20 protein-coding genes and 1 tRNA gene are annotated in these 23,025 nt (G+C 61.4%); 11 read left to right on the top strand and 10 right to left on the bottom strand.

The genetic code is table 11. From position 1 onward, the window contains the following. Nucleotides 1–57 precede the first annotated feature (57 nt). The gene (serA, locus tag IFT66_RS10235) at nucleotides 58–1,653 is read left to right on the top strand and encodes a phosphoglycerate dehydrogenase (protein ID WP_062460720.1); all 1,596 of its coding nucleotides are present in this window, start codon (nucleotides 58–60) and stop codon (nucleotides 1,651–1,653) included. 244 nt (nucleotides 1,654–1,897) lie between these two features. Beyond that, nucleotides 1,898–2,971 carry a Tim44 domain-containing protein gene (locus IFT66_RS10230; protein ID WP_192077535.1) on the top strand — a complete coding sequence of 358 codons (1,074 nt, stop codon included), beginning with the start codon at nucleotides 1,898–1,900 and terminating at the stop codon, nucleotides 2,969–2,971. On the opposite strand, the gene IFT66_RS10225 is transcribed toward IFT66_RS10230, so the two are convergent. After that, a complete protein-coding gene (locus IFT66_RS10225; RefSeq protein WP_092659917.1) occupies nucleotides 2,972–3,412 on the bottom strand; it encodes a DUF1810 domain-containing protein in 441 nt (146 codons plus the stop codon). 106 nt (nucleotides 3,413–3,518) lie between these two features. Here IFT66_RS10225 and IFT66_RS10220 point away from each other — a divergent pair, with 106 nt between their 5' ends. The 3 genes from IFT66_RS10220 (at nucleotide 3,519) to IFT66_RS10210 (ending at nucleotide 6,260) form a co-directional block, all read left to right on the top strand. Beyond that, nucleotides 3,519–4,652 carry a mechanosensitive ion channel family protein gene (locus IFT66_RS10220; protein WP_192077534.1) on the top strand — a complete coding sequence of 378 codons (1,134 nt, stop codon included), beginning with the start codon at nucleotides 3,519–3,521 and terminating at the stop codon, nucleotides 4,650–4,652. A gap of 178 nt (nucleotides 4,653–4,830) precedes the next feature. Further along, nucleotides 4,831–6,027 carry a tRNA 2-thiouridine(34) synthase MnmA gene (gene mnmA, locus IFT66_RS10215; protein ID WP_192077533.1) on the top strand — a complete coding sequence of 399 codons (1,197 nt, stop codon included), beginning with the start codon at nucleotides 4,831–4,833 and terminating at the stop codon, nucleotides 6,025–6,027. Between the two features lie 156 nt (nucleotides 6,028–6,183). Further along, nucleotides 6,184–6,260, top strand: a tRNA-Met gene (locus IFT66_RS10210). 143 nt (nucleotides 6,261–6,403) lie between these two features. On the opposite strand, the gene IFT66_RS10205 is transcribed toward IFT66_RS10210, so the two are convergent. From IFT66_RS10205 to IFT66_RS10180, 6 genes are all read right to left on the bottom strand, one after another. Beyond that, nucleotides 6,404–6,649, bottom strand: coding sequence for a hypothetical protein (locus IFT66_RS10205; protein WP_062460699.1), 246 nt, complete (start codon nucleotides 6,647–6,649; stop codon nucleotides 6,404–6,406). A 130-nt stretch (nucleotides 6,650–6,779) separates the two neighbouring features. Continuing rightward, nucleotides 6,780–7,829, bottom strand: a complete 1,050-nt coding sequence (locus IFT66_RS10200; RefSeq protein WP_062460696.1) for a sn-glycerol-3-phosphate import ATP-binding protein UgpC — start codon at nucleotides 7,827–7,829, stop codon at nucleotides 6,780–6,782. Further along, the gene (gene ugpE / locus IFT66_RS10195; protein WP_062460693.1) at nucleotides 7,829–8,677 is read right to left on the bottom strand and encodes a sn-glycerol-3-phosphate ABC transporter permease UgpE; all 849 of its coding nucleotides are present in this window, start codon (nucleotides 8,675–8,677) and stop codon (nucleotides 7,829–7,831) included. Before ugpE ends, IFT66_RS10200 begins: the two co-directional genes overlap by 1 nt. A gap of 9 nt (nucleotides 8,678–8,686) precedes the next feature. After that, nucleotides 8,687–9,568: a sn-glycerol-3-phosphate ABC transporter permease UgpA gene (ugpA, locus tag IFT66_RS10190; protein ID WP_062460690.1), complete on the bottom strand. Its 882-nt coding sequence runs from the start codon at nucleotides 9,566–9,568 to the stop codon at nucleotides 8,687–8,689. A 68-nt stretch (nucleotides 9,569–9,636) separates the two neighbouring features. Further along, nucleotides 9,637–10,941: a sn-glycerol-3-phosphate ABC transporter substrate-binding protein UgpB gene (gene ugpB, locus IFT66_RS10185; RefSeq protein WP_062460687.1), complete on the bottom strand. Its 1,305-nt coding sequence runs from the start codon at nucleotides 10,939–10,941 to the stop codon at nucleotides 9,637–9,639. Nucleotides 10,942–11,125: 184 nt separating this feature from the next. Further along, nucleotides 11,126–12,250 (bottom strand): metallophosphoesterase, encoded by a 1,125-nt coding sequence (locus IFT66_RS10180; protein ID WP_192077532.1) that lies wholly within the window; start codon nucleotides 12,248–12,250, stop codon nucleotides 11,126–11,128. A 409-nt stretch (nucleotides 12,251–12,659) separates the two neighbouring features. On the opposite strand from IFT66_RS10180, the gene IFT66_RS10175 reads away from it, so the two are divergent. Continuing rightward, a complete protein-coding gene (locus IFT66_RS10175; protein WP_249406419.1) occupies nucleotides 12,660–14,105 on the top strand; it encodes an aldehyde dehydrogenase in 1,446 nt (481 codons plus the stop codon). A gap of 50 nt (nucleotides 14,106–14,155) precedes the next feature. On the opposite strand, the gene IFT66_RS10170 is transcribed toward IFT66_RS10175, so the two are convergent. From IFT66_RS10170 to IFT66_RS10160, 3 genes are all read right to left on the bottom strand, one after another. Beyond that, complete coding sequence (locus IFT66_RS10170; protein WP_192077530.1) at nucleotides 14,156–15,151, bottom strand: MDR family oxidoreductase; 996 nt, start codon at nucleotides 15,149–15,151, stop codon at nucleotides 14,156–14,158. Between the two features lie 123 nt (nucleotides 15,152–15,274). Continuing rightward, complete coding sequence (locus IFT66_RS10165) at nucleotides 15,275–17,221, bottom strand: AI-2E family transporter (protein WP_082471999.1); 1,947 nt, start codon at nucleotides 17,219–17,221, stop codon at nucleotides 15,275–15,277. 195 nt (nucleotides 17,222–17,416) lie between these two features. Continuing rightward, on the bottom strand, nucleotides 17,417–17,881 hold the full coding sequence (locus IFT66_RS10160; protein WP_139283775.1) for a hypothetical protein: 465 nt from the start codon (nucleotides 17,879–17,881) through the stop codon (nucleotides 17,417–17,419). Nucleotides 17,882–18,289: 408 nt separating this feature from the next. On the opposite strand from IFT66_RS10160, the gene kdpF reads away from it, so the two are divergent. Genes kdpF through kdpC form a run of 5 tightly spaced genes read left to right on the top strand, consistent with a single transcriptional unit; the run spans nucleotide 18,290 to nucleotide 22,989 of the window. Continuing rightward, nucleotides 18,290–18,379 (top strand): K(+)-transporting ATPase subunit F, encoded by a 90-nt coding sequence (kdpF, locus tag IFT66_RS10155; RefSeq protein WP_062460674.1) that lies wholly within the window; start codon nucleotides 18,290–18,292, stop codon nucleotides 18,377–18,379. A 33-nt stretch (nucleotides 18,380–18,412) separates the two neighbouring features. Next, complete coding sequence (gene kdpA / locus IFT66_RS10150) at nucleotides 18,413–20,116, top strand: potassium-transporting ATPase subunit KdpA (RefSeq protein WP_192077529.1); 1,704 nt, start codon at nucleotides 18,413–18,415, stop codon at nucleotides 20,114–20,116. A 9-nt stretch (nucleotides 20,117–20,125) separates the two neighbouring features. After that, nucleotides 20,126–20,281 carry a hypothetical protein gene (locus tag IFT66_RS10145; protein WP_156461899.1) on the top strand — a complete coding sequence of 52 codons (156 nt, stop codon included), beginning with the start codon at nucleotides 20,126–20,128 and terminating at the stop codon, nucleotides 20,279–20,281. A gap of 41 nt (nucleotides 20,282–20,322) precedes the next feature. Further along, nucleotides 20,323–22,410 (top strand): potassium-transporting ATPase subunit KdpB, encoded by a 2,088-nt coding sequence (gene kdpB / locus IFT66_RS10140; protein ID WP_062460668.1) that lies wholly within the window; start codon nucleotides 20,323–20,325, stop codon nucleotides 22,408–22,410. Between the two features lie 12 nt (nucleotides 22,411–22,422). Next, on the top strand, nucleotides 22,423–22,989 hold the full coding sequence (gene kdpC / locus IFT66_RS10135) for a potassium-transporting ATPase subunit KdpC (RefSeq protein ID WP_192077528.1): 567 nt from the start codon (nucleotides 22,423–22,425) through the stop codon (nucleotides 22,987–22,989). Nucleotides 22,990–23,025: the final 36 nt, after the last annotated feature.

Raw genomic sequence — 23,025 nt, 5'->3', positions numbered from 1 at the left:
ACGCGGCACCGTTTCATCCGCATTTAGAGATTACACCCCTTATCAGGAGCCCAACCCATGGCACCTCGCGTTCTCGTATCCGACGAACTCTCCGAAACCGCTGTCCAGATCTTTCGCGATCGCGGCGTCGAAGTCGATTTCCAGCCGAAGCTCGGCAAGGACAAGGACAAGCTCGCCGAAATCATCGGCAATTACGATGGCCTCGCCATCCGTTCCGCCACAAAGGCGACCGAGAAGCTGATCGCTGCTGCGACCAACCTCAAGGTCATCGGCCGCGCCGGTATCGGCGTCGACAATGTCGACATCCCGGCTGCCTCGAAGCGCGGCATCATCGTCATGAACACGCCGTTCGGCAACTCGATCACGACGGCTGAACACGCGATCGCGCTGATGTTTGCCGTTGCCCGGCAGTTGCCGCAGGCCGATGCCTCGACGCAGGCCGGCAAGTGGGAAAAGTCGAAGTTCATGGGTGTCGAAATCACCGGCAAGACGCTTGGCGTCATCGGCGCCGGCAATATCGGCGGCATCGTCTGCAAGAAGGCGATCGGCATCGGCATGCATGTCATCGCATACGACCCCTTCCTCTCGGCTGAACGCGCGCTGGACATGGGCGTCGAGAAGGTCGAGCTGGACGATCTACTGGCGCGCGCCGACTTCATCACCCTGCATGTTCCGATGACCGACAAGACCCGCGGCATTCTCGGCAAGGAAAACCTTGCCAAGACCAAGAAGGGCGTGCGGATCATCAACTGCGCCCGCGGCGGTCTCGTCGATGAGGCAGCGCTTGCAGAAGCCATCAAGTCCGGCCATGTCGCCGGTGCCGGTTTCGACGTGTTCGAAGTCGAGCCTGCGACGGAAAGCCCGCTGTTTGGCCTCGACAACGTCGTGTGCACGCCGCATCTGGGCGCCTCCACCACGGAAGCCCAGGAGAACGTTGCGCTGCAGGTGGCTGAACAGATGTCGGACTATCTGGTCAAGGGTGCCGTTTCCAACGCCATCAACATGCCCTCGATCACCGCTGAAGAAGCACCGATCCTGAAGCCGTTCATCCGTCTTGCCGATGTTCTCGGTGCCTTCGTTGGTCAGGTCACGGAAGATCCGATCAAGGAAATCGAGATCCTGTTTGATGGCGCAACGGCCGGAATGAACACCAAGGCGCTCACCTCCGCGCTTCTGGCTGGTTTGATCCGTAACCAGGTGGCAGACGTGAACATGGTTTCCGCGCCGATCATGATCAAGGAAAAAGGCATCGTCCTGTCCGAGGTCAAGCGCGACAAGACCGGTGTCTATGACGGCTACATCAAGCTGACGGTCACCACCGACAAGCAGAGCCGTTCCGTCGCCGGCACCGTGTTTTCCGACGGCAAGCCGCGGTTCATCCAGATCAAGGGCATCAACATGGACGCCGATGTCGGCGCCAACATGGTCTACATCTCCAATACCGACGTACCTGGCATGATCGGCTTCATGGGCACGACGCTCGGTGATGCCGGCGTCAACATCGCCAACTTCCATCTCGGCCGCGAGAAGGATGGCGGCGATGCGATCGCGCTGCTTTATGTCGATGGTCCTGTTTCGAACGACGTGCTCGCCCGCCTGACCGCCAACCCGGCGATCCGTCAGGCCCGCCAGCTGGTCTTCAACGTCGAATAAACCATCCTCCCGGATGACCAAGACAAAGCCCGGTGCCAGCGCGCCGGGCTTTTTCGTTGTGATCAAGCCGATGTGATCGGTCCATACGCTAAATCTCCCGATGGTTGTATTTGCATCGCTTGGCTCCCGTTTCATCGTCCGATATCTACTTCGGCGGGAAAAGATGGTGGTGGCTCTAAAATTCTCGCCTGCCACTCTCTATATCTAGGATCACGACCGCATCGGGCGGCCAGAGGAGAAACCAATGTTATCCAAGCTTCGGCGTTTCCAGAAACTCTTCGCGATCTTCGCGGTCGGAATGGCAGTTTCGCTAACAGCCGTCGATATGGCGGAGGCGCGCCGCGCCGGCGGCGGTTCCAGCTTCGGCAGCCGCGGTACACGCACATTCGCACCGCCGCCGACCACGAACACGGCACCAGGCACGGCGACCGGCATCAATCGTTCGATGACGCCCAACACGCAGCAGAACGCAGCGTCTCCTGCTAACGGCGCAGGCGCCCAGGCGGCTCAGCCGCGTCGTGGCCTGTTCGGCGGCATGGCGGGTGGTCTTCTTGGCGGTCTGGCTCTCGGTGGCCTGTTCGGCATGATGATGGGCAACGGTTTTGGCGGTATGGCCGGCATGTTCGGCATGCTGTTGCAGATCGCGCTGATCGCGGGTCTTGCCATGCTGGCCTTCCGCTTCTTCGCCCGTCGTCGCCAGCAGCAGCACCCGGCGGGTCCTGCCGGCAACGCGCGCGATAACGGTTTCGGCGGTAACAGCCGTGACAACAACAACCATGCCTATCAGGCACCGCAGAACAACGGTGGCGGCTTCCAGATCCCTAAGATCGGTTCTGGCGGCGGTGCGATAGGTGGCTTCGGTGCCACGCAGGCGGCGTCTGCTCCGCGTCAGGCGGGTCCCGACACGGATGAAGTCGGTATCACCGGTCGCGATCTCGGCCTCTTTGAAAAGATGCTGACGGATGTCCAGGCTGCCTATGGCGCGGAAGACTACGCAAAGCTTCGCAATCTCACCACGCCGGAAGCCATGTCCTATCTGGCTGAAGAGCTTGGTGAAAACGCCACCAACGGCGTGAAGAACGAAGTCCGCGACGTGACCCTGTTGCAGGGCGACCTTTCGGAAGCTTGGCGCGAAAACGGCCAGGAATACGCAACGGTTGCGATGCGCTACTCGAGCGTCGACTTCCTCAGCGATCGCAACACCGGCGCTGTCGCCGAAGGGGATCCGAATGCCGTCACGGAAACGGTCGAGATCTGGACCTTCGTGCGCAAGCCGGCCAATGACTGGAAGGTCTCGGCCATCCAGTCGGCTGCCTGATCAGCCAATTCCCAGCAGCGCGATCGTCTTGTCGTCGCGCTGACCGCCGAAGAACTTCTCAAGGGCTCGCTCGAAAGGCGAGCCCTTTTCTGTTGCGGCTTTATCGAACAGCGTCATCGAACTGCGAAACTTCATGTCGTCGGGGGACCCGAGGATGGTGCGCGCCGTAAGTCCTTCATGCGGAAGCATGGCGTGCGTGCATTCGAGGAGACGTGGTCCAAGCACCGGATGGTCGAGATAGGTCTGGGCTTCTTCCAGAGAGGTAAGTGCGAAGCGTTGTGACATGATCGAGGGACCAAGACCGGCGATCTGCGGGAAAATGTACCACATCCAGTGCGACTCTTTGCGGCCGTTTCGCAGTTCGCTCATGACCTGCGCGTAGACCGGGTCTTGTGCATCCACGAACCGGGTCAGGTCGGATTTTCCGTTATCGACAGTCATGCCGCGCTCCTCGCATCATCTCCCAACGGCCGCCATGAAGACACCGCAACTGTGAAATTTTTGCGGCAGGGGTGTTTCATGCTGCACTGCACCCTAAATCGGTTGGATGGATTTTTTGATTACAGAGTTTCGTCAATATACCGACTGGCTGCCGAACTGGATGGTGAGCGTCGGCCTTCTCGTGGGCGCGGTCCTGATTGGTCTGGCGATCCACCGTTTCGCGTTCGGTATCTTCAAGCGGCTGGTGGAAGACAAGGACCTGTTCTGGCGATCGCTGGTGTCGCGCGGGCGCCGGCCGATGCGTTTGACGGTTCTGACATTCACTGTATCGTTTGCATCATCTATCGCACCGCTTGCGGCTCGACCCGCCGAAATTATCCGGCATGTGCTGCTGCTGGGTTTCATCCTCGTGCTCGGCTGGGTCGCAAAGACGGCTTTGCATATTTGGATGACGGTCTATCTGCGCCGCTTCAAGCTGGATGCGGAAGACAACCTTCTTGCCCGCACCCACGTGACCCAGTCGCGGATTGCCGAGCGCATTGCCGGCGCGATGATCGTCATCGTCACGGTTGCCGCGATGCTGATGACCTTCCCGGCCGTCCAGCAATACGGCGTCAGCGTGCTCGCCTCCGCCGGTGTCGCCGGTATCGTGCTGGGTCTTGCCCTGCAGCCCATGCTTAAAAACATCTTTGCCGGCATCCAGCTTGCCATCACGCAGCCGATCCGCATCGACGATGCGCTGATCGTCGAAGGGGAGTGGGGCAATGTCGAGGAAATCACCTCGACTTATGTGGTGGTGAAGCTGTGGGACTGGCGGCGCATGATCCTGCCGCTCTCCTACTTCATCGAGAACCCTTTCCAGAACTGGACCCGCGAAGGCTCGGCCCTGATTGGCACCGTGATGATCTATCTCGACTATTCCGTTCCCGTCAGCGCCATCAGGCGCAGGGTCGAGGAAATCGCGAACGAGTCGAAGATCTGGGACAGGCGCGTGGTCAATGTTCAGGTGACGGATTTCAAGGAAAGCGTGATGGAGATCCGTATCCTGATCTCCGCCAACAACGCGCCGAAGACGTTCGACATGCGTTGCGAGATGCGCGAGAAGATCATCGACTTCGTTCAGCGGGAATATCCGGCAGCGCTGCCTCGTCTAAGGGCCGAAGGTGCGAGCAACAGCAACGGGCACGCAAACGGCGCCGTCGCGGAGACGGCCCTGCGTCACGCGAACTTCCAGTCCTGATGTTGCTGCTCTCTGACACTGAGGGCGCAGATGGGGTGAACGGGCTTCTCTTGCGCGCCAGCTCATTCCTTTCTATATCCTCTTTCTGAAAGCCTTTGCGCGGACGATCCCGCACATCTGGTGCCAGTCTGCCGGCGTGCTTGCTGCCGCGGCCTGAGAGACTTTAAGAGAGTACCCCGTGAATACGCTGGATTTTGACAAGAAGCCGGAAGATACGCGCGTCGTGGTCGCCATGTCGGGCGGCGTGGATTCCTCCGTCGTGGCCGGCCTTTTGAAACGCGATGGCTATGACGTGATCGGGATCACGCTTCAGCTCTACGATCACGGCGCGGCCGTGCACCGGGCGGGTTCCTGCTGCGCCGGCCAGGATATCGACGACGCGCGCCGGGTCTGCGAGACGCTTGGTATTCCGCATTACGTGCTCGACTATGAGAAGCGTTTCCGCGAGACGGTGATCAATCCATTTGCCGAAGCCTATGCGATGGGCGAAACGCCGGTTCCCTGCGTTGCCTGCAACCAGACGGTCAAGTTTGCCGATCTTTTGGCGACCGCGCGGGAGCTCGGCGCCGATGCACTGGCGACCGGCCATTACATCCGTTCGGCGCCGAACCCTACGGCGGACAATCCGGGCCGCCGTGCGCTGTTCAGGCCGATCGATGCGGACCGCGACCAGAGCTGGTTCCTGTTTGCGACCACGCAGGAGCAGATCGACTACCTGCGCTTTCCTTTGGGCGGCATGGGCAAGGCGCAGGTGCGCGAGCTGGCCGAAGACATGGGGCTGGTGGTTGCCAAGAAGGCCGACAGCCAGGATATCTGTTTCGTCCCCGCCGGCAAATATGCCGATATCATCGCCAAGGTGAAGCCGAACTCGGCTTTGGTGGGCGATATCGTCCACATGGACGGCCGCGTGCTGGGCCGCCACGAGGGGATCGTCCATTACACGATCGGTCAGCGCAAGGGTCTGGGCGTTGCGACAGGCGAGCCGCTCTACGTGGTTTATCTGGACGCCCGCTCGCGCCGCGTCATCGTAGGTCCCAAGGAAGCGCTCGATACGCACCGCGTCTATCTGCGCGACGTCAACTGGATCGGCGACGGGACGCTGCAGGATGATGCGGGCAACGGCTTTGCGTGCTTTGCCAAGGTACGCTCGACGCGCCCGCCGTCACCTGCCACGCTGCATACGGATGAGCGCGGGGTCTATGTCGATCTGGCGATCGGCGAGCAGGGCGTGGCACCCGGTCAGGCCTGCGTTCTCTATTCCGCGGAAGGTGCCGATGCGCGCGTCCACGGCGGCGGCTTCGTCGAACGGTCCGAACGGGCGGCCGATGCCGAGGCATCGCTGCGGGCGCTTCTGGCGACCCCTGTAGCCGCTTGAAAGACCGGTTTTATTCGGCCTGGAGAATGAACGAGGGATCGGGAAAATAGCGGCTCAAATCTCGCCGTTTTTCTCCCATCCTGCGCTTGACACTTCAGTGACGCGGGTTCTATAAGCCGCACATCCAAACGGATCGAGACACTCGATCCACCCTGTGGCGGGGTAGCTCAGTTGGTGAGAGCGCAGGATTCATAACCCTGAGGTCGGCAGTTCAATTCTGCCCTCCGCTACCAAATTTCCCTAAATTTCTATCTGATCTCAGCTGTATCCTGCGGGTGATATCCGAGGCTTGGCCCGGATGCTTCTGCGCCCGCAGCTTCTCGGTGCGAAGTGCTGCAGCCCGCACATTTTCACAGGCAGCAGCTGTTGCGGAAAATCACTTCGCCCGCGCGGCCAGCGCCTTTGCGCGCTTCATCCTGGCGAGGCGTTTCTTTGCGAGGTTGCGGCGGTGCTTGCGAGCTCTGATCTTGAGCTTGGCCTCCCGGTTCTCCAGTCTTCGCTGCAGGCGGACCTGATCGCGGAAGTGCTTGTCGTACGCAAGCGCGCGCGCGCGAACTGCGAAGAACACGGCTGCAATCAGAAGGACCAGGAAACCCAGCAGTGTTACGAGAATGGTGACCATTATTGCGATGCGAACCTTTTTGCTCGCATGAGTAATAGCTCACTTTCCGATAGGGTCAATGTCGCGAAGTTGCAGGAGTGCGCAGGCGTCCGTCGAGAGCGCACTCCTGCGCATCTTTGCGCGTCCCGGATCAACCGGTACGTTCGATGCGCTTTCCGGCGCTGTCGAAAAGATGAAGATGGTGGGGCGCTGTCGTCACGGGCAGTTTCTCGCCGATCGCGATGCGCGAGCGGCCGGGGACCCGGAAGACAAGAGGGCTTCCGTCCGACGTCGCACCATGGACGTAGCTTTCTGCTCCGACGAGTTCGACGGCGATGACCTCGACCTCGGCTCTGAAAGGCGAGGAAACCTCTCCCTCGGCAATCACGATGTCTTCCGGACGAATTCCGACGGTGGCGACAGTGGAGGGAAGGCCTTCGGCCACGCTCCAGCCGCCGGCCTTGCCGAGCGTCATCAGGTTCATCGAGGGCGATCCGATGAAGGTTGCGACGAAGGTGGTAGCGGGTTTTTCATAGAGCTCGATCGGAGTGCCGACCTGCTCGATCCGGCCGGCGTTGAGGACGACGAGGCGGTCGGCGAGCGTCATCGCTTCCATCTGGTCGTGTGTCACGTAGATCGACGTCGTCGCGAGCGATCGCTGCAGCCGGCGGATCTCGACCCGCATCTGCACGCGCAGTTTCGCGTCGAGGTTCGACAGCGGCTCGTCGAACAGGAAGGCTGCGGGCTTGCGCACGATCGCGCGGCCCATCGCCACACGCTGCCGCTGGCCGCCGGAAAGCTGCCGTGGCTTGCGGGCGAGGAACGGCTCGATTTCGAGTGCGCGCGCTGCCTCGGTGATGCGCCGTTCGATCTCGTCCTTCGAGGTTCCGCGATTCTTCAGACCGTAGGCAAGGTTCTGCTTGACCGTCATGTGCGGATAGAGCGCGTAGTTCTGGAACACCATCGCGATATCGCGCTCGGCCGGTTCCATGTCGTTGACGCGCTTGCCGTTGATGATGACGTCACCACCGGTGATGCTTTCGAGCCCGGCAACCATGCGCAGCAGCGTGGACTTGCCGCAGCCGGATGGGCCGACCAGAACGATCATCTCGCCGTCTGCGATGTCCAGTGACACGCCCTTGATGGCGTCGATATTGCCGCCATAGACCTTGCGGACGTCTTTCAGTTCAATTGTTGCCATTACTTTTCGGTCTCCACCAAACCTTTGACGAACCAGCGCTGCATGAGCACCACGACGATGACGGGAGGGATGATTGCCAGGATCGCCGTGACCATGACGTAGTTCCAAGGAGTTGATGCATCAGTGAAATCGACCATGCGGCGCAGGCCGATGATGATCGTGTTCATCTCCGCACGGTCGGTGACGAGCAGCGGCCAGAGATACTGGGTCCAGCCGTAGATAAACAGGATGACGAACAGGGCCGCGATATTGGTCGTCGACAGCGGCAGCAGGATATCGCGCATGAAGCGGAACGGTCCGGCATTGTCGATCCGCGCCGCCTCGACCATTTCGCCGGGGATGGTGAGGAAAAACTGGCGGAAAAGGAAGGTCGCCGTCGCCGACGCCATCAGCGGCAGCGTGAGGCCTGCATAGGTGTTGAGCAGGCCAAGATCGACGATCACCTTGTAGGTCGGCAGGATGCGCACTTCGACCGGCAGCATCAGGGTGATGAAGATCATCCAGAAGAAACCCATGCGGAACGGGAAGCGGAAGAAGACGATCGCGAATGCTGACAGGAAGGAGATGATGATCTTGCCGACGGCAATTGCCACCGCCACCACGAAGCTGTTGAACAACAGCCGCTCCAGACTGACGCCGACGACGCGCTCGACACCGCCGGAAATGGACTCGCTATAGTTTTCGACCATATGGCCGCCCGGCAAGAGCGACAGCGGTGGTCGGATGATCGCGCTCGACGTCGCCGTCGAGGCAATGAATGTGTAGTAGATGGGGAAGGCGACGATGATGATCCCAAGGATCAGCATCAGATGCGCCATCAGGCGTGCGACAGGACGGTTCTCGATCATCTGATAATTTTACCCGTAATGGACGCGTCGCTCGACGAAGCGGAACTGGAAGGCGGTCAGCGCGATGACGATGACCATCAAGATCACCGACTGGGCCGCAGACGAACCGAGGTTGAGGTTCACGAAGCCGTCGTTGTAGACCTTGTAGACCAGCGTTTCGGTGGCCTTTGCCGGTCCGCCGCCGGTCACCGAATGGATGATGCCGAACGTGTCGAAGAAGGCGTAGACGGTGTTGACGACCAGAAGGAAGAAGGTGGTCGGTGCAAGCAGCGGGAAGACGATCGTCCAGAACCTTCGGCTGCCCCGGGCACCGTCGATCGCGGCGGCTTCGAGCAGGGATTTCGGGATTGCCTGCAGGCCGGCGACGAAGAACAGGAAATTGTAGCTGATCTGTTTCCAGGCGGCTGCCACCACGACGAGGGACATGGCTTGATCGCCGTTCAGCAGCGGGTCCCATGCAATGCCGTTGCGCCGCAGAATATAGGCAAACGTGCCCATGGCCGGGTTGAACATGAACAGCCACAGCATGCCGGCAACCGCCGGCGCCACCGCGTAAGGGATGATCATCATCGTGCGGTAGAAACCCTTACCGCGCACGACGGTATCGGCGGCGGTCGCCAGCAGAAGTGCGACACCCATGGAAAGCAGCGCGGTTGCCACGCTGAAGACGACGGTGACGCGGAGCGCGTGAAGATAGCTCTCGTCTGCCAGGATGGCGGAAAAGTTGGCGAAGCCGACAAAGCTGCTCTGCAGCCCGAACGGATCTTCGCGCATGGCCGACTGGTAGAGCGCCTGGCTGGCCGGCCAGAAGAAGAACACAACGGTCAGGACAATCTGCGGCGCCACCAGAAAATAGGGCAGCACCTTGTTGGGAAATACGACGCTTTGCACGGGCAGGCTCCGTTGAAATGCTGCAGGCCGCCCGCGACAGTCGCCGGGGCGGCCCTTATGCTTACCGCTTACTTGCCGATGGCTTGCTGAATGGCGGCATTGCCCCGCTGGACAGCCTTGTCGAGGGCGGCCTTGGCATCCTGCTTACCGGCGAGCATCGATTCGAACTCTTCGTTCATGATGTCGCGGACCTGCGGCAGGTTGACGAGGCGAACGCCCTTGGAGTTCTCGGTCGGAGCCTTGCCCATCATCTGCAGCAACGGCGTTTCGCGCGCCGGGTTCTTCTCGTAGAAGCCGGATTTCTTGGTATCCTCGTAGGCTGCCATCGTGACCGGCATGTAGCCGGAGACCTGGTGCAGCCGCGACTGGATCTTGGTCTGCGACAGGAAGTTGAAGAAGGTCGCGACCCCCTTGTATTCGGCATCGCTCTTGCCACCGAAGACCCAGAGGCTGGCGCCGCCGGGGATGGTGTTCTGCGGGCGTCCCGGACCTTCTGCATAGGGCAGCTGGCCGATGCCGTATTTCAGGCCGGACTTGACGATGTCGCCCAGACCGCCGGAGGATTCGGTCAGGATGGCGCATTCGCCTGATGTGAACAACTGCTTGGCTTCAGACGTGCGGCCGCCGTAACGGAACGTGCCGTCCTTGGCGAGATCGGCGATTGCCTGGAAATGCTTGACGAAGGGTTCGGCGTTGAAGGCAAGCTTGACGTCGGTGCCGCCGAGGCCGTTTTCATTGCTGCCATAGGAAAGGTTGTTCCAGGCCGCAAAGTTTTCCGTCTGGATCCATGTGAGCCATGTCGAGGTAAAGCCGCAGGGAGCGGCACCGCTGGTCTTGATCTTCTTGGCGGCGTCAAACACCTCGCCCCAGGTCTTCGGCGGCGTGTCGGGGTTGAGCCCGGCCTTCTCGAAGATATCCTTGTTATAATAGAGGATTGGCGAGGACGAATTGTAGGGGAAGGACAGCATCGTGCCGTCAGGCTTCGAATAGTAGGCAACGATCCCCGGCAGGTACTGGCTCTTGTCGAATTTGAAGCCGCCCTTTTCCAGAACGTCCGCAACCGGCACGATGGCGCCCTGGGCGCCCATCATGACGCCGCTGCCGGCGTCAAACACCTGCATGATGGCCGGTGGCTGCTTGGCGCGGAAGGCGGCGATGCCGGCGTTCAGCGTTTCCGGGTAGGTGCCCTTGAAGACAGGCATGACCTTGAAGTCCGACTGGCTTTCGTTGAATTCCTTGGCGAGCTGGTCGACAACCTCGTTGTTGGCGCCGGTCATGGCGTGCCACCACGAGATTTCCGTCGCGGCCATGGCGGTTGATCCCATCAGAAACGATGCGGTCGCCAGAATTGCCGAGCCTGTAATGACTTTCATGAAAATTCCTCCCTTGGCATGAATACCGGTCGAGATCCTCCAATCCCGATCGACGCACCGTGTCGATGACGGCGCATTGGCGGCGACTATGTGTTGGCGAGAGCGCCCGCGTCAACACCTGTCGTTCGCGGCGGGCCGATGGTTGTGGATAGAGAAAGCAGATGAAGCGGTGTCACTTCAGCCTTCAAAGCGGCTGACCGGCCCGAAGCGTGATCCGGGTCAGTTCGGAGGGAACACCGATCCGCAGCGCGAAACCGGGCCAAATCCCCGTGCCGTTGTTGACGTAGAGGGTCATCCCGCCGATCTGATAGCGGCCCGAAACAAAGCCGTTGTTGGCGCGTGCGACCACGCGATCAAGACCGAAAACCATACCGCCATGGGTATGTCCCGACAGCTGGAGGGCGATCCCCGATGCGGCGGCTTTCTGTGCCAACCTGGGCTGATGGTCGAGAAGAATGATCGGCGCGTCGGCGGGAGCGCCCGCAATAGCCGTATCGAGGTCCGGGGCCGGCGCTCCGTGTCCGCGTGCCGAAAGGTCCGTGACACCGGCCAGCACGAGCCTGCCGCTCCCTCGCGTCAGCACAACGTGGGCATTCTGAAGCATCGTCATGTTCAAGGTTGCGAGGTGGCGCATCCAGTCCCGGTAATCGAAGAAGTATTCGTGGTTGCCAGGGATGGCATAGACCCCATCGCGCGCCCGCAGGCTTGCCAGCGATGCGACGTCGCCGCGGCGGTCTGCGACGCTTCCGTCTATAAAGTCTCCCGTGATGACGATGAGGTCCGCATCGAGCGCGTTGGTTTTCGATACGACCGCCTCGGCCCATTTCGCCGGGAACAGCCGGCTGATGTGGAGATCGGAGAGCTGGACGAGGCGATAGCCCTCGAATTCCGGCGGCAGGTTTGCGATTGCAATCTCGATGTCGTTGAGTGGCGGTACACGGATTGCCTGGCTGACACCATAGGCGGAAAGGCAGAGCGCGACGCCACCCATGGCATAACGGAGCCCGGCGGGTGCGGCGGGGAAGTGCCCGTTGAAGGGCATGACCAGGAGCGAGGTGACATCAAGCGCGATCTGGAAGACGGCCAGAAAAACGATCGCGCCAAACAGGAGGTTGAACGCAATGATCAGCGGTCGCGGAAACTCCGGCGAAAAGACCGAGCCGGAGGAGAGCCGGCTGAAGAAATGGTATTGCGAGGCGATCAGCAAAAGCACCGCCACTGCCACCTTCGCCGACCAGTGCCAGGGCAGCGGCTGAATGAAGCGGAGGACGACAATCAGCCAGGGCAGTCCAAAGATGAGATGAAACATTGGGTACTTTCAGTTGCGCATGTCGACCGCGGCGCCGGTTCCGCAATCCTACCTATCCCTCGTCGATAGGGTGCGAAAGAGCCGAGCGGGCCGTGTCTGCTCGAAGTAGCGCAGATCAGTCCCGTATCTTTCCGTTTGATGGCTTGAGGCAAGTGCCATGTTCGTGGCTGCGGCTGTTTGATCCTCCCCTTGAGTCGCGGCTGGAGTTCGTTAACATGCCTGTTGGAGGAGGGGCTTCGCTTCTCGATGGAAACCGCGGAGACTGACGGTCAGACTGTGCGAAGTCATGCGCAGGCTGACTGTTTGTTCGCGCGATCGGTCGAGAAAGCGGACGTGTGATGCCGTCGTTTACGGCTGTGGCGCATCCCTCGAAGCTGGCTATCTGGTTTCTCGAAGAAAGGATGCGACCTTGGACATCAAACAGATCATCGGCGGCCAGTTGGCCGACGCCATTTCGGGCAAGACGTTCGAACGGATCAATCCCTATACGGGCAATGTCGCGAGCCAATCACCGGCGTCCGGCGTCGAGGACGCCAAGGCCGCGGTCGCGGCAGCCCAGGCCGCCTTTCCGGCATGGTCTACAACCGGTCCCGGTGCACGTCGCGCGCTTCTCAACAAGGCGGCCGATGTGCTTGCGTCCAAGGGTGGCGAGCTCACCGAGCTGATGACCGCCGAGACCGGCGCGACCGGCGGATGGGCCGGCTTCAACGCGCATCTTGCGGCAAACATGCTGCGCGAGGCGGCGGCCATGACGACCCAGATCCAGGGTGAGATCATCCCGTCGGACAAGCCCGGAAACCTGTCGATGGCGATGCGCCAACCGGTCGGCGTCTGCCTTGGCATCGCGCCGTGGAATGCACCGATCATTCTCGGCGTGCGGGCCATCGCCATGGCGCTTGCCTGCGGTAACACGGTCATCCTCAAGGCCTCCGAAGCATGCCCCGGACTGCATGTCGCGATCGGCAAGGTGTTTATCGAGGCCGGTTTCCCGGATGGAGTCGTCAACGTCATCACCAATGCACCCGAGGATGCCGCCTTCGTTGTCGAGGCGCTGGTTTCGGCACCCGAAGTCCGCCGCGTCAACTTTACCGGTTCCACCAAGGTCGGCCGCATCATCGGCGAACTCTGCGGCCGCCATCTGAAGCCGGCGCTTCTCGAACTGGGCGGCAAGGCACCGATGCTCGTGCTCGAGGACGCCGATATCGATGCGGCCGTCAACGGCGCGATCTTCGGCTCGTTCATCAACATGGGCCAGGTCTGCATGGCGACCGAAAAGCTGATCGTCCACGACAAGATCGCCGACGAATTCGTGGCTAAACTGTCCGAGCGCGCAGCCAAGCTTCCGGCGGGCGATCCCCGCGGTCACGTCGTGCTCGGTTCGCTGGTGACGATCGGTGCCGCGGAAAAGATGGAAGAGATCATTGCCGACGCGATCGCCAAGGGGGCCAGTCTCACCGCGGGCGGCAAGCGCACCGGCAGCGTCGTGGAGGCTACGGTGCTCGATCACGTCAAGCCCGGCATGCGCATCTATGACGAGGAGTGCTTCGGTCCGGTCAAGCCGATCATCCGGGTCAAGGACGAGGAGGAGGCGATCCGGATCGCCAATGATACGCAATATGGTCTCTCGGGTTCGGTCTACAGTCGCGATATCCAGCGCGCGCTCGCCGTCGCCGGCCGGGTGCAATCGGGGATCTGCCACATCAACGGCCCCTCTGTCGCGGATGAGGCACAGATGCCGTTCGGCGGCGTCAAGGGCTCCGGCTATGGCCGCTTCGGCGGCAGGGCTGCGATCAACGAATTCACCGATCTGCGCTGGATCACCATCGAGGATCCGCACCAGCACTATCCGTTCTAGCGCGAACGCGGCTGAAGAGGGAGGCTGGCCATTGCGCACGGCGCGCGGGGTTACCTCGTGACGTCGATCACGATCCGGCCGCGCACCTTGCCGGCGATGATCTCTTCTGCCAGTTGCGGCAGGTTGGACATCGGTTCCGTTCTGGTCATGGCGGCAAGCTTTCGGCTGTCGAGATCGCGGGCAAGGCGCGACCAGGCGGTGAGGCGCTGTTGGCGCGAGGCCATGACCGAGTCGACCCCGATCAGGGTGACGGCGCGCAGGATATGCGGCAGGACCGTCGCTGGCAGGTCGGGTCCGCCGGCAAGGCCGCAGGCTGCGATTGCGCAGCCGCGCATGGTCTGCGACAGGGCGTTGGCAAGCGTCGTCGAGCCGACGCTGTCGATGCCCCCGGTCCAGCGCTCCGTCTGCAGCGGGCCGCCCTTTTCGGCAAGCGTCGCGCGATCGATGAAGCTGGTGGCACCGAGCGAGGCCAGATAGTCGTGGGTTTCCGGACGCCCGGTCGAGGCTGTGACGACGTAGCCGCGCGCCGCCAGAAGCGCGATCGCCACCGAGCCGACGCCACCGGCGGCGCCGGTCACGAGGACCTCGCCTGCGCCGGGTTTAATCGAGCCCCATTTTTCAAGCGCGTCGACGCAGAGCGCCGCGGTATAGCCGGCCGTGCCGATTGCCATCGCCTGTTTCATCGTGAAGGCGTCGGGCAGCGGGATCAGCCATTCCGGTTTGACCCGCTGGTAGCGGGTATAGGCGCCCCATTCCGTTTCTGACAGGCCCCAGCCGTTCACGACCACCTTGTCGCCCGGCTTCCAATCCGGGGAGCGTGATTCGACCACGGTTCCGGCAAGATCGATGCCGCCGACCATCGGCATCCGGCGAGTGATCCGGCCCTTGCCGGTGATGGCCAGACCGTCCTTGTAGTTGACCGTCGAATAGGCAATCTCGACCAGAACGTCATTGTCAGGCAGATCGGCGAGGGAGATTTCCCGGAAGGCGCCTTTCGGCTTGCCGTCGACGGTATCGATCACCATGGCGGTAAATGTCTCGGTCATGTCCATGCCTCCCGGGCTCTTCAGGTCTTGACGAGTTGATCCTTGTCTATCCAGATCTCGATGCACTCAGGCGCGTCGGCATCGAGGACCCCACAGGTCAGGCATGCCTGCGGGGTGCTCCGATCACGCGACGAGCGGCGTGGTCTTGCGCTCGCGAGGCCGGCCGATCCGCTTCGGCGCCTTGATCTCGACCGCCTGGGCTGTGGTCAGCGCGCCACGAACCGCATCGGAAATGGTGGTGACGACAAAGTCTGCATCGATGTCCTCTGTCGCAAGCGGGCTTTCCCGCTGACCGTCAACGCCGGTGATCATGATCCCCACCCGAACCGACGGCTTCTGTCGCTTGAACCGGCGGACGGCCTGGCGGGCGTGGGCTTTGGAGCCGCCATTGAGGAAAGCGATGAGAACCGTGTCGACATCGGTCAGGTTCATCAGGCTTACCGTCTTGCCGCTCACGGCCGTGTGGTCGGCCTGAGACACGGTGGCGCCCTGAATGGCGAGAACCTGCGACAACATGGCGGCCGCGGCATCGTCGATCGCGCCTCTGCCGCCGAGGCAGAGAACGGATTTCCCTTCGCCGCTGGGCAGGTCGATTTCACCGGTGATCTGCTCTGTGACAGCGGCTTCCCCTTCGGCCGGATCGTCTTCCGCTTCTTCCTCGATCGCGATCTCCGCCAGATTGCCGATCAGCGTCTGGGTGGTTGAGGCAAACAGGGCGATCTGGGCCTCGCTCATCACGCCGCGCTGCCGGTCCAGTTCACCCAGCCTGAGTGCAGGCAGTCCGACTTTTTCATAATAGTCGACGAGATACTCCTCCTCGAGAAAATCCTCCGCGTTGTCGGTCGCCTCGTTGGGATCGCCGGCAAGCAGCCTCTGGTAGAGTTTTTCCTGCGGCTGCAGAACCGGCTCGTTGCCGAGCAGCACGTCGAGAAAGCTGAACTGCGGGACGTAGCGACCGAGAACGACGAGACAGACTGTGAGGGGGGTCGACAGCATCAGTCCGACAGGCCCCCAGAGCCACGACCAGAAGATGGCCGAGACGATGATGGCGAGCGGCGAAAGGCCCGTATGGCTTCCATAGAGCCACGGTTCGACGACGTTGTTGCTGACGAGTTCGGTGACGATAAACAGTGCGGCGACCCAGGCAACCAGCGACCATCCGGGGGCAATCGCCAGTGCCAGAAACAGCGGCAGGATCATGCCGATGACCGGACCGATGTAGGGGACAAAGCGCAGGACGAGCGTCAACAGTCCCCACAGGATGGCGTTCGGGATGCCGAGCAGCCAGAGGCCGATCGAGATCGGCAAGGCATACAGCGCGTTGACGACCAACTGCATCAGCAGATATTTGCCGACGCGTTTTCCCGCGTCCTGAAGAGCCGCCGTTGTCCTGTGGAGATCGCCGAGGCCGACAAGGCGTATGAACCGGTCGCGCAGTTCCTCCCGCTCAAGCAGCATGAAAATCACGAGGACGATAACCAGACCCGCGGTTGCAAAGGGACTGATGAGTGGCAGAATGAAATTGCCGAGCGTTTCGATCGGGTTGGCGCGGGTTACGATCTCGACAGGCATCGGATCGCGACGCTTGATCTGTGGCGGCGCGTCTTCCTTGCTTTCTTCGGCGTTGTCCTGCAGTTCCGAGCCTATGCGCTCGACGACCTTACTGAGATGTTCGAAAACGCCGTTGCCGGAGCCCGCCTGGCTGAGAGAGTGCACCTTCGCGACGATGTTGCGCTGATAGGTCGGAATATTGTCCGCGAGATTGGCGACCTGTCCGGCCACGATGAAACCGAAGGCTGCAATGACAAAAAACGCGGTGGCGACGGCGAGGAGGACGGCGGCGATCCTCGGGACGTAGCGCTTGCGCAGGAAACTGACGATGGGTGCGAGCGTGAAGGTAAGAAGGAGTGCGAGCGCAAGCGGCACAAACACTTCCTGGCCGACATAGAGGATCACCGCCACGCCGATGAGAATAAGGATCGTTCGGCCCGAAAGGGTCGGCGCGCTCAGCCCGACAGGCTTGTTCGCGATCCCCGCCGCTGCGATAGCCCCTTTACTCATGTCGCTCATAGCCGTCCCCGATTGAATGCGCTGCTGCCAGAAGCCAGGCATGACAGTGTAAATGCGCTTGGAACAAAACTTATCGAGCGGTGACGCAAAAATAATTCGCGACAGCCGTTTGCGGGTCACGCTGACGGGGAAAGTGGAAGCGTTCAAGCCAAGCAAAACCGCAAGTCGTTGCGGCACGGTTTGTCCCAGAAACGATTAGCTGGACGCAAATCGCGAGAGCGAGACCTCGGCCGACCATTCGAGGTCGCTGGGGTTGTAGTGGACGTCCCGTTCGGAAAACGACAGCGGATTGAGGCCGTAGCACTCGGTCCAGCTGCCGCCCGGCTCGATGATCTTGTCGCTTCGAAGCGTTGCCCTGTAGATCAGCGAGCTGTGACCCGCCTGGCGTGCACTCAGCGTGAAGGATGTCGCGAGCAGCTGTCTGTCCGCGTTGTTGGTGAAGGTGACGGAGACGGGCGCGCCGGGTGCCTTGCATGTCTCGCCTCCGGAGCTTGCGACCACGGCGACGGATTGGTTGGTCGGCACTTTCGAGTTGATCTGTCCCGACATCAGCCAGAGGCCGACATAAAGCACAGCCAGAACGGCCACCGCCACTATCCCCGCCCGTCGCGAGTACAGGTAGAGAACCACGACGGCTGCTGCGCCTATTACCCAAATCATCGCGCACCTGTCTTTTCCGCAAGAGAAATTCAATCCTCCGTAGATGTAAGGATTTGGAGGTGAAACCGCAACGTGAACGCCGCAACCGGGCTGTTCCGAGCGGCGGCCGGCACGCTCCCGGCACGGGGTCCCGACCGCAAATTCCTATGCGGTTTATATTTCTTAGCCTTCCGAGCCATCTCGAATCCCTATGGGGATCGGCCGCATATAGTGTTGGAGACGGATCGTGATCGTCTCCAGCCACGGAGAATGAGGCGTCAGCAAAATGGCGCCTTTCCTGGCTTCATCCACGAACAACCAGGATTCCAGAACAATGATGGATCTTATTCTCGTCGCGGCGACCGTTGGCTTCTTCGGTCTCTGCCTGGTCTACACCCGCGCCTGCGACAGGCTTTGAGGAGGGATGCCATGACCCTCGATTATATCCTCGGCGGCGGTGTGACCGTCTTCCTCGCCCTCTACCTCACCTATGCTCTCATTCGCCCCGAACGCTTCTGACCAAAGCTTCAGCTTGCCCGAAAGTCTCTTCCCATGACCTTCAACGGATGGCTACAGATCCTCGTCTATTGCGGGATCCTCCTTCTGCTCGTCAAACCGCTCGGGGCCTATATGACCCTTGTGTTTTCCGGCGGGCGTACCTTTCTCTCCCCCGTGTTCGGTCCGATCGAACGCGGGCTTTACGCGCTGGCCGGCACCAGCGAGCGTGAAGAGCAGCACTGGACCGCCTATGCGTTTTCCGTGCTGGTGTTCAATCTGGCCGGTTTCCTGCTGCTCTACGGTATCCTGCGGCTGCAGGACGTTCTGCCGATGAACCCGGCAGGTCTCGCATCGCCCGGACCGGAATTGTCGTTCAACACCGCCGTCAGCTTTGTCGCCAATACCAACTGGCAGAGTTACGGCGGCGAAAGCACCATGTCCTATTTCAGCCAGATGACTGGTCTCGCGGTGCAGAACTTTGCCTCGGCTGCGACAGGCATGGCGATCGCCATCGGTCTCATTCGCGCGTTTTCGCGGGCATCGGGCAAGGCGATCGGCAATTTCTGGGTCGATACGACCCGCGCCACGCTCTACATCCTCCTGCCGCTCTGCGTCGTGCTGACGCTCATCTATGTCTCGCTCGGCGTTCCCCAGACGTTTTCGGCCTATGTCAATGCCACGACGCTTGAAGGCGTCCAGCAGACGATTGCGGTCGGCCCTGTCGCGTCGCAGCTTGCCATCAAGATGCTCGGCACCAATGGCGGCGGTTTCTTCAACGCCAATTCGGCGCATCCCTTCGAAAACCCCGACAGCATTTCCAACATGATCCAGATGCTGTCGATCTTTGCGATCGGTGCCGCCTTTACCAACGTGTTCGGCCGGATGGTCGGCAACCAGCGCCAGGGCTGGGCGATCCTCGCCTCGATGGGCATCCTGTTTCTGGCCGGCGTCACCGTCGTCTACTGGGCAGAAGCCTCCGGAAACCCGATCATGCATACGCTTGGCCTTTCGGGCGGCAACATGGAGGGCAAGGAAGTCCGCTTCGGCGTTGTCATGTCGTCGCTGTTTGCCGTGATTACCACTGCGGCCTCGTGCGGTGCGGTCAATGCCATGCACGGCTCGTTCACGGCACTCGGCGGGCTTATTCCTCTGATCAACATGCAGCTTGGCGAAGTCATCGTCGGCGGTGTCGGCGCGGGCTTCTACGGCATCGTGCTGTTCATCATCGTCGCCGTGTTCGTGGCGGGTCTGATGGTTGGCCGTACGCCGGAATATCTGGGCAAGAAGATCGAGGGCAAGGACATGAAGATGGCGCTTCTCGCCATTCTCTGCCTGCCGCTCGCCATGCTGATCTTCACGGCTGTCGCCAGCGTGTTGCCGTCGGCGGTCGCCTCGATCGGGACGGCCGGTCCGCACGGGTTCTCCGAGATTCTCTATGCCTATACCTCGGCCGCCGCCAATAACGGCTCCGCCTTCGGGGGACTGTCCGCCAACACGCCCTGGTTCAACATCACGCTCGGCATCGGCATGCTGATGGGCCGCTTCCTGGTCATCATTCCGGCGCTGGCAATTGCCGGTTCGCTGGTCGCCAAGAAGACGGTTCCGGCGTCTGCCGGCACGTTCCCGACCGACGGCCCCCTGTTTGTCGGTCTGCTGGTCGGCACGATCATGATCGTCGGTGGCCTTACCTTCCTGCCGTCACTGGCGCTCGGTCCCGTCGTCGAGCACCTGATGATGATCGCCGGCCAAACGTTCTGAGGTCGCACCATGCGTAACCGTCAGACGCACCCCGCACAGTCACCTCCCGTCACGCCAAAGCGTGGCGGGATGGTCCCCCGCTGGTGGTGCGGATCGAACGCCATTCTCGTGATGATGACGGCAGTGCTCGCCATCGTCGCAACACTAGAAATCCTTCGTGGCTGACCTTTCCCCGGTCGCCTCCCTTTCCAAGGCTGGAGCCTCATATGAGCCAGGCAAAATCCGATAGCGCACCAAGATCCGCAAGTATCCTGGACAAGCGCATCCTCGTTCCGGCAATCGGCGGTGCTTTTACCAAGCTGAACCCGAAAACCCTCGTCAAAAACCCGGTCATGTTCGTCGTGGCCACCGTGTCGGTGCTGACCACCGTTCTGTTCCTGCGCGATCTTGCCGCCGGCAGTGACGACCTGGGCTTCTCCCTGCAGCTCAACATCTGGCTCTGGTTCACCGTCCTGTTCGCCAATTTCGCGGAAGCCGTTGCCGAAGGACGTGGCAAGGCGCAGGCGGAATCGCTGCGCAAGGCCCGCACCGAGGTCCAGGCAAAACTTCTCACCGGCAAAGAGCGGACCGATTTCCAGATGGTCGCCGGCACCACTCTCAAGCTGAACGACATCGTTCTCGTCGAAGCCGGGGACATCATTCCCTCGGATGGGGAAGTGATCGAGGGCGTCGCCTCCGTCAACGAAGCCGCGATCACGGGTGAATCTGCTCCGGTCATCCGCGAATCCGGTGGTGACCGCTCGGCTGTGACAGGCGGCACGCAGGTCCTGTCCGACTGGATCCGCGTGCGCATCACGGCAGCCGCCGGTTCGACCTTTATCGACCGGATGATTTCGCTCGTCGAAGGCGCGGAACGTCAGAAGACCCCGAACGAAATCGCGCTCAACATCCTTCTCGCGGGGATGACGCTGATCTTCGTTCTGGCAACTGCGACCATTCCGGCGTTCGCCTCCTATGCCGGCGGCTCCATCCCCGTCATCGTGCTGGTCGCGCTGTTCGTGACGCTGATCCCGACGACGATCGGCGCGCTTTTGTCGGCAATCGGCATTGCCGGCATGGACCGCCTGGTGCGCTTCAACGTGCTCGCCATGTCCGGCCGCGCGGTTGAGGCTGCCGGCGATGTGGATACGCTTCTGCTCGACAAGACTGGCACGATCACGCTCGGCAATCGCCAGGCGACGTCTTTCCGTCCGGTCAAAGGCGTATCGGAACAGGATCTTGCCGATGCGGCGCAACTCGCCTCGCTGGCCGACGAAACGCCGGAAGGACGTTCCGTCGTGGTGCTTGCCAAGGAAAAATACGCGATCCGCAGTCGCGACATGGCGAGCCTGAAGGCAACCTTCGTTCCGTTCACGGCACAGACCCGCATGAGCGGTGTCGATCTGGACGGAGAGCAGATCCGCAAGGGTGCCGTCGATTCCATCCTTTCCTATATACGCCAGAATGCCGTGGCCGGTGGGCCCGTCACGCAGGACGCCGTTCTGGTGGAATGCCAGGCGATCGCCGACGAGATCGCCAAGGCCGGCGGTACGCCGCTGGCCGTTGCCCGCGGCGGAAGACTGCTCGGCGTCATCCAGCTCAAGGATATCGTCAAGGGCGGCATCCGCGAGCGGTTTGCCGAATTGCGCCGCATGGGCATCCGCACCGTGATGATCACCGGCGACAATCCGATGACGGCGGCAGCGATTGCGGCCGAGGCAGGGGTCGACGACTTCCTCGCCCAGGCAACGCCCGAAAACAAGCTGTCGCTGATCCGCGAGGAGCAGGCCAAGGGCAAGCTGGTCGCCATGTGCGGCGACGGCACCAACGATGCGCCGGCGCTCGCCCAGGCCGATGTCGGCGTCGCCATGAACACCGGCACGGTGGCGGCCCGCGAAGCCGGCAACATGGTCGATCTCGACAGCGATCCGACCAAGCTCATTGAAATCGTCGAGATCGGCAAGCAGTTGCTGATGACCCGCGGCGCGCTGACGACGTTTTCCATCGCCAACGACATCGCCAAGTATTTCGCGATCATCCCGGCCATGTTCCTGGCCTTCTATCCGCAGCTCGGCGTTCTCAACGTGATGGGACTGGCGACACCGCAAAGCGCCATCCTGTCGGCGATCATCTTCAACGCGCTGATCATCGTTGCCCTGATCCCGCTGTCGCTGCGCGGCGTCAAATACCGCGCCGTCGGTGCAGGCGCTCTGCTGTCGCGAAACCTTCTGATCTACGGCCTCGGCGGTATCATCCTTCCCTTCTTTGCCATCAAGGCGATCGACATGGTCATCACAACCATCGGTCTTGCCTAAGGAGCTTTCGTCATGTTGAAACAGATCCGTCCGGCAATCGTCATGATCGTTGCCGTCACCGTCATCACCGGTCTTGTCTATCCGTTTGCCATGACCGGCATCGCCCAGGCGATCTTCCCCGTCCAGGCGAATGGCAGCCTGATCGAACAGAATGGAAAGGTCGTCGGCTCCGCGCTGATCGGCCAGGCTTTCACCGGCGAGCAGTTTTTCCATGGTCGCCCGTCCGCTGCAGGCGATGGCTATAACGCAGCCTCGTCGTCCGGTTCCAACCTCGGCCCGACCAGCCAGAAGCTGATCGACCGCGTGAAGGCCGACACGGAGGCTGCGAAAGCGACCAACCCGGGCGCGGATGTGCCGATCGACCTCGTCACCGCATCGGGCAGTGGTCTCGATCCGCATATCTCGCCGGAAGCGGCGCTGTTTCAGGTACAGCGTGTTGCAAGGGCGCGCAGCATGGATGAAGGGGCCGTTCGCGCCCTAGTCGAGCGGCATACCGAACAGCGAGAACTGGGCTTTCTGGGTGAGCCTGTGGTGAATGTGTTGGCGCTCAATATGGCGCTCGACGCCGAGAAGTCGTAGTTGAACGAGCGGCGGTCAGTTTGACCGCCGCTCGTT

It is taken from the genome of Rhizobium sp. CFBP 13726 (genome assembly GCF_014841925.1).
In the GTDB taxonomy this organism is placed as follows: Bacteria; Pseudomonadota; Alphaproteobacteria; order Rhizobiales; family Rhizobiaceae; genus Neorhizobium; species Neorhizobium soli.
Note: the sequence above shows the minus strand (reverse complement) of the source record. Positions and strands in the feature narration are given on the sequence as shown.

Bases quoted from the DNA above. Each gene is read 5' to 3' on its own strand.
- ugpE (WP_062460693.1), bottom strand. From the start codon at position 8,677: ATGATCGAGAACCGTCCTGTCGCACGCCTGATGGCGCATCTGATGCTG.
- kdpA (WP_192077529.1), top strand. From the start codon at position 18,413: ATGACCTTCAACGGATGGCTACAGATCCTCGTCTATTGCGGGATCCTC.
- IFT66_RS10205 (WP_062460699.1), bottom strand. From the start codon at position 6,649: ATGGTCACCATTCTCGTAACACTGCTGGGTTTCCTGGTCCTTCTGATT.
- IFT66_RS10230 (WP_192077535.1), top strand. From the start codon at position 1,898: ATGTTATCCAAGCTTCGGCGTTTCCAGAAACTCTTCGCGATCTTCGCG.
- IFT66_RS10170 (WP_192077530.1), bottom strand. From the start codon at position 15,151: ATGACCGAGACATTTACCGCCATGGTGATCGATACCGTCGACGGCAAG.
- kdpB (WP_062460668.1), top strand. From the start codon at position 20,323: ATGAGCCAGGCAAAATCCGATAGCGCACCAAGATCCGCAAGTATCCTG.
- kdpF (WP_062460674.1), top strand. From the start codon at position 18,290: ATGACCCTCGATTATATCCTCGGCGGCGGTGTGACCGTCTTCCTCGCC.
- IFT66_RS10160 (WP_139283775.1), bottom strand. From the start codon at position 17,881: ATGATTTGGGTAATAGGCGCAGCAGCCGTCGTGGTTCTCTACCTGTAC.
- IFT66_RS10180 (WP_192077532.1), bottom strand. From the start codon at position 12,250: ATGTTTCATCTCATCTTTGGACTGCCCTGGCTGATTGTCGTCCTCCGC.
- IFT66_RS10145 (WP_156461899.1), top strand. From the start codon at position 20,126: ATGCGTAACCGTCAGACGCACCCCGCACAGTCACCTCCCGTCACGCCA.
- IFT66_RS10225 (WP_092659917.1), bottom strand. From the start codon at position 3,412: ATGACTGTCGATAACGGAAAATCCGACCTGACCCGGTTCGTGGATGCA.
- kdpC (WP_192077528.1), top strand. From the start codon at position 22,423: ATGTTGAAACAGATCCGTCCGGCAATCGTCATGATCGTTGCCGTCACC.
- IFT66_RS10165 (WP_082471999.1), bottom strand. From the start codon at position 17,221: ATGAGCGACATGAGTAAAGGGGCTATCGCAGCGGCGGGGATCGCGAAC.
- IFT66_RS10220 (WP_192077534.1), top strand. From the start codon at position 3,519: ATGGATTTTTTGATTACAGAGTTTCGTCAATATACCGACTGGCTGCCG.
- serA (WP_062460720.1), top strand. From the start codon at position 58: ATGGCACCTCGCGTTCTCGTATCCGACGAACTCTCCGAAACCGCTGTC.
- IFT66_RS10200 (WP_062460696.1), bottom strand. From the start codon at position 7,829: ATGGCAACAATTGAACTGAAAGACGTCCGCAAGGTCTATGGCGGCAAT.
- ugpB (WP_062460687.1), bottom strand. From the start codon at position 10,941: ATGAAAGTCATTACAGGCTCGGCAATTCTGGCGACCGCATCGTTTCTG.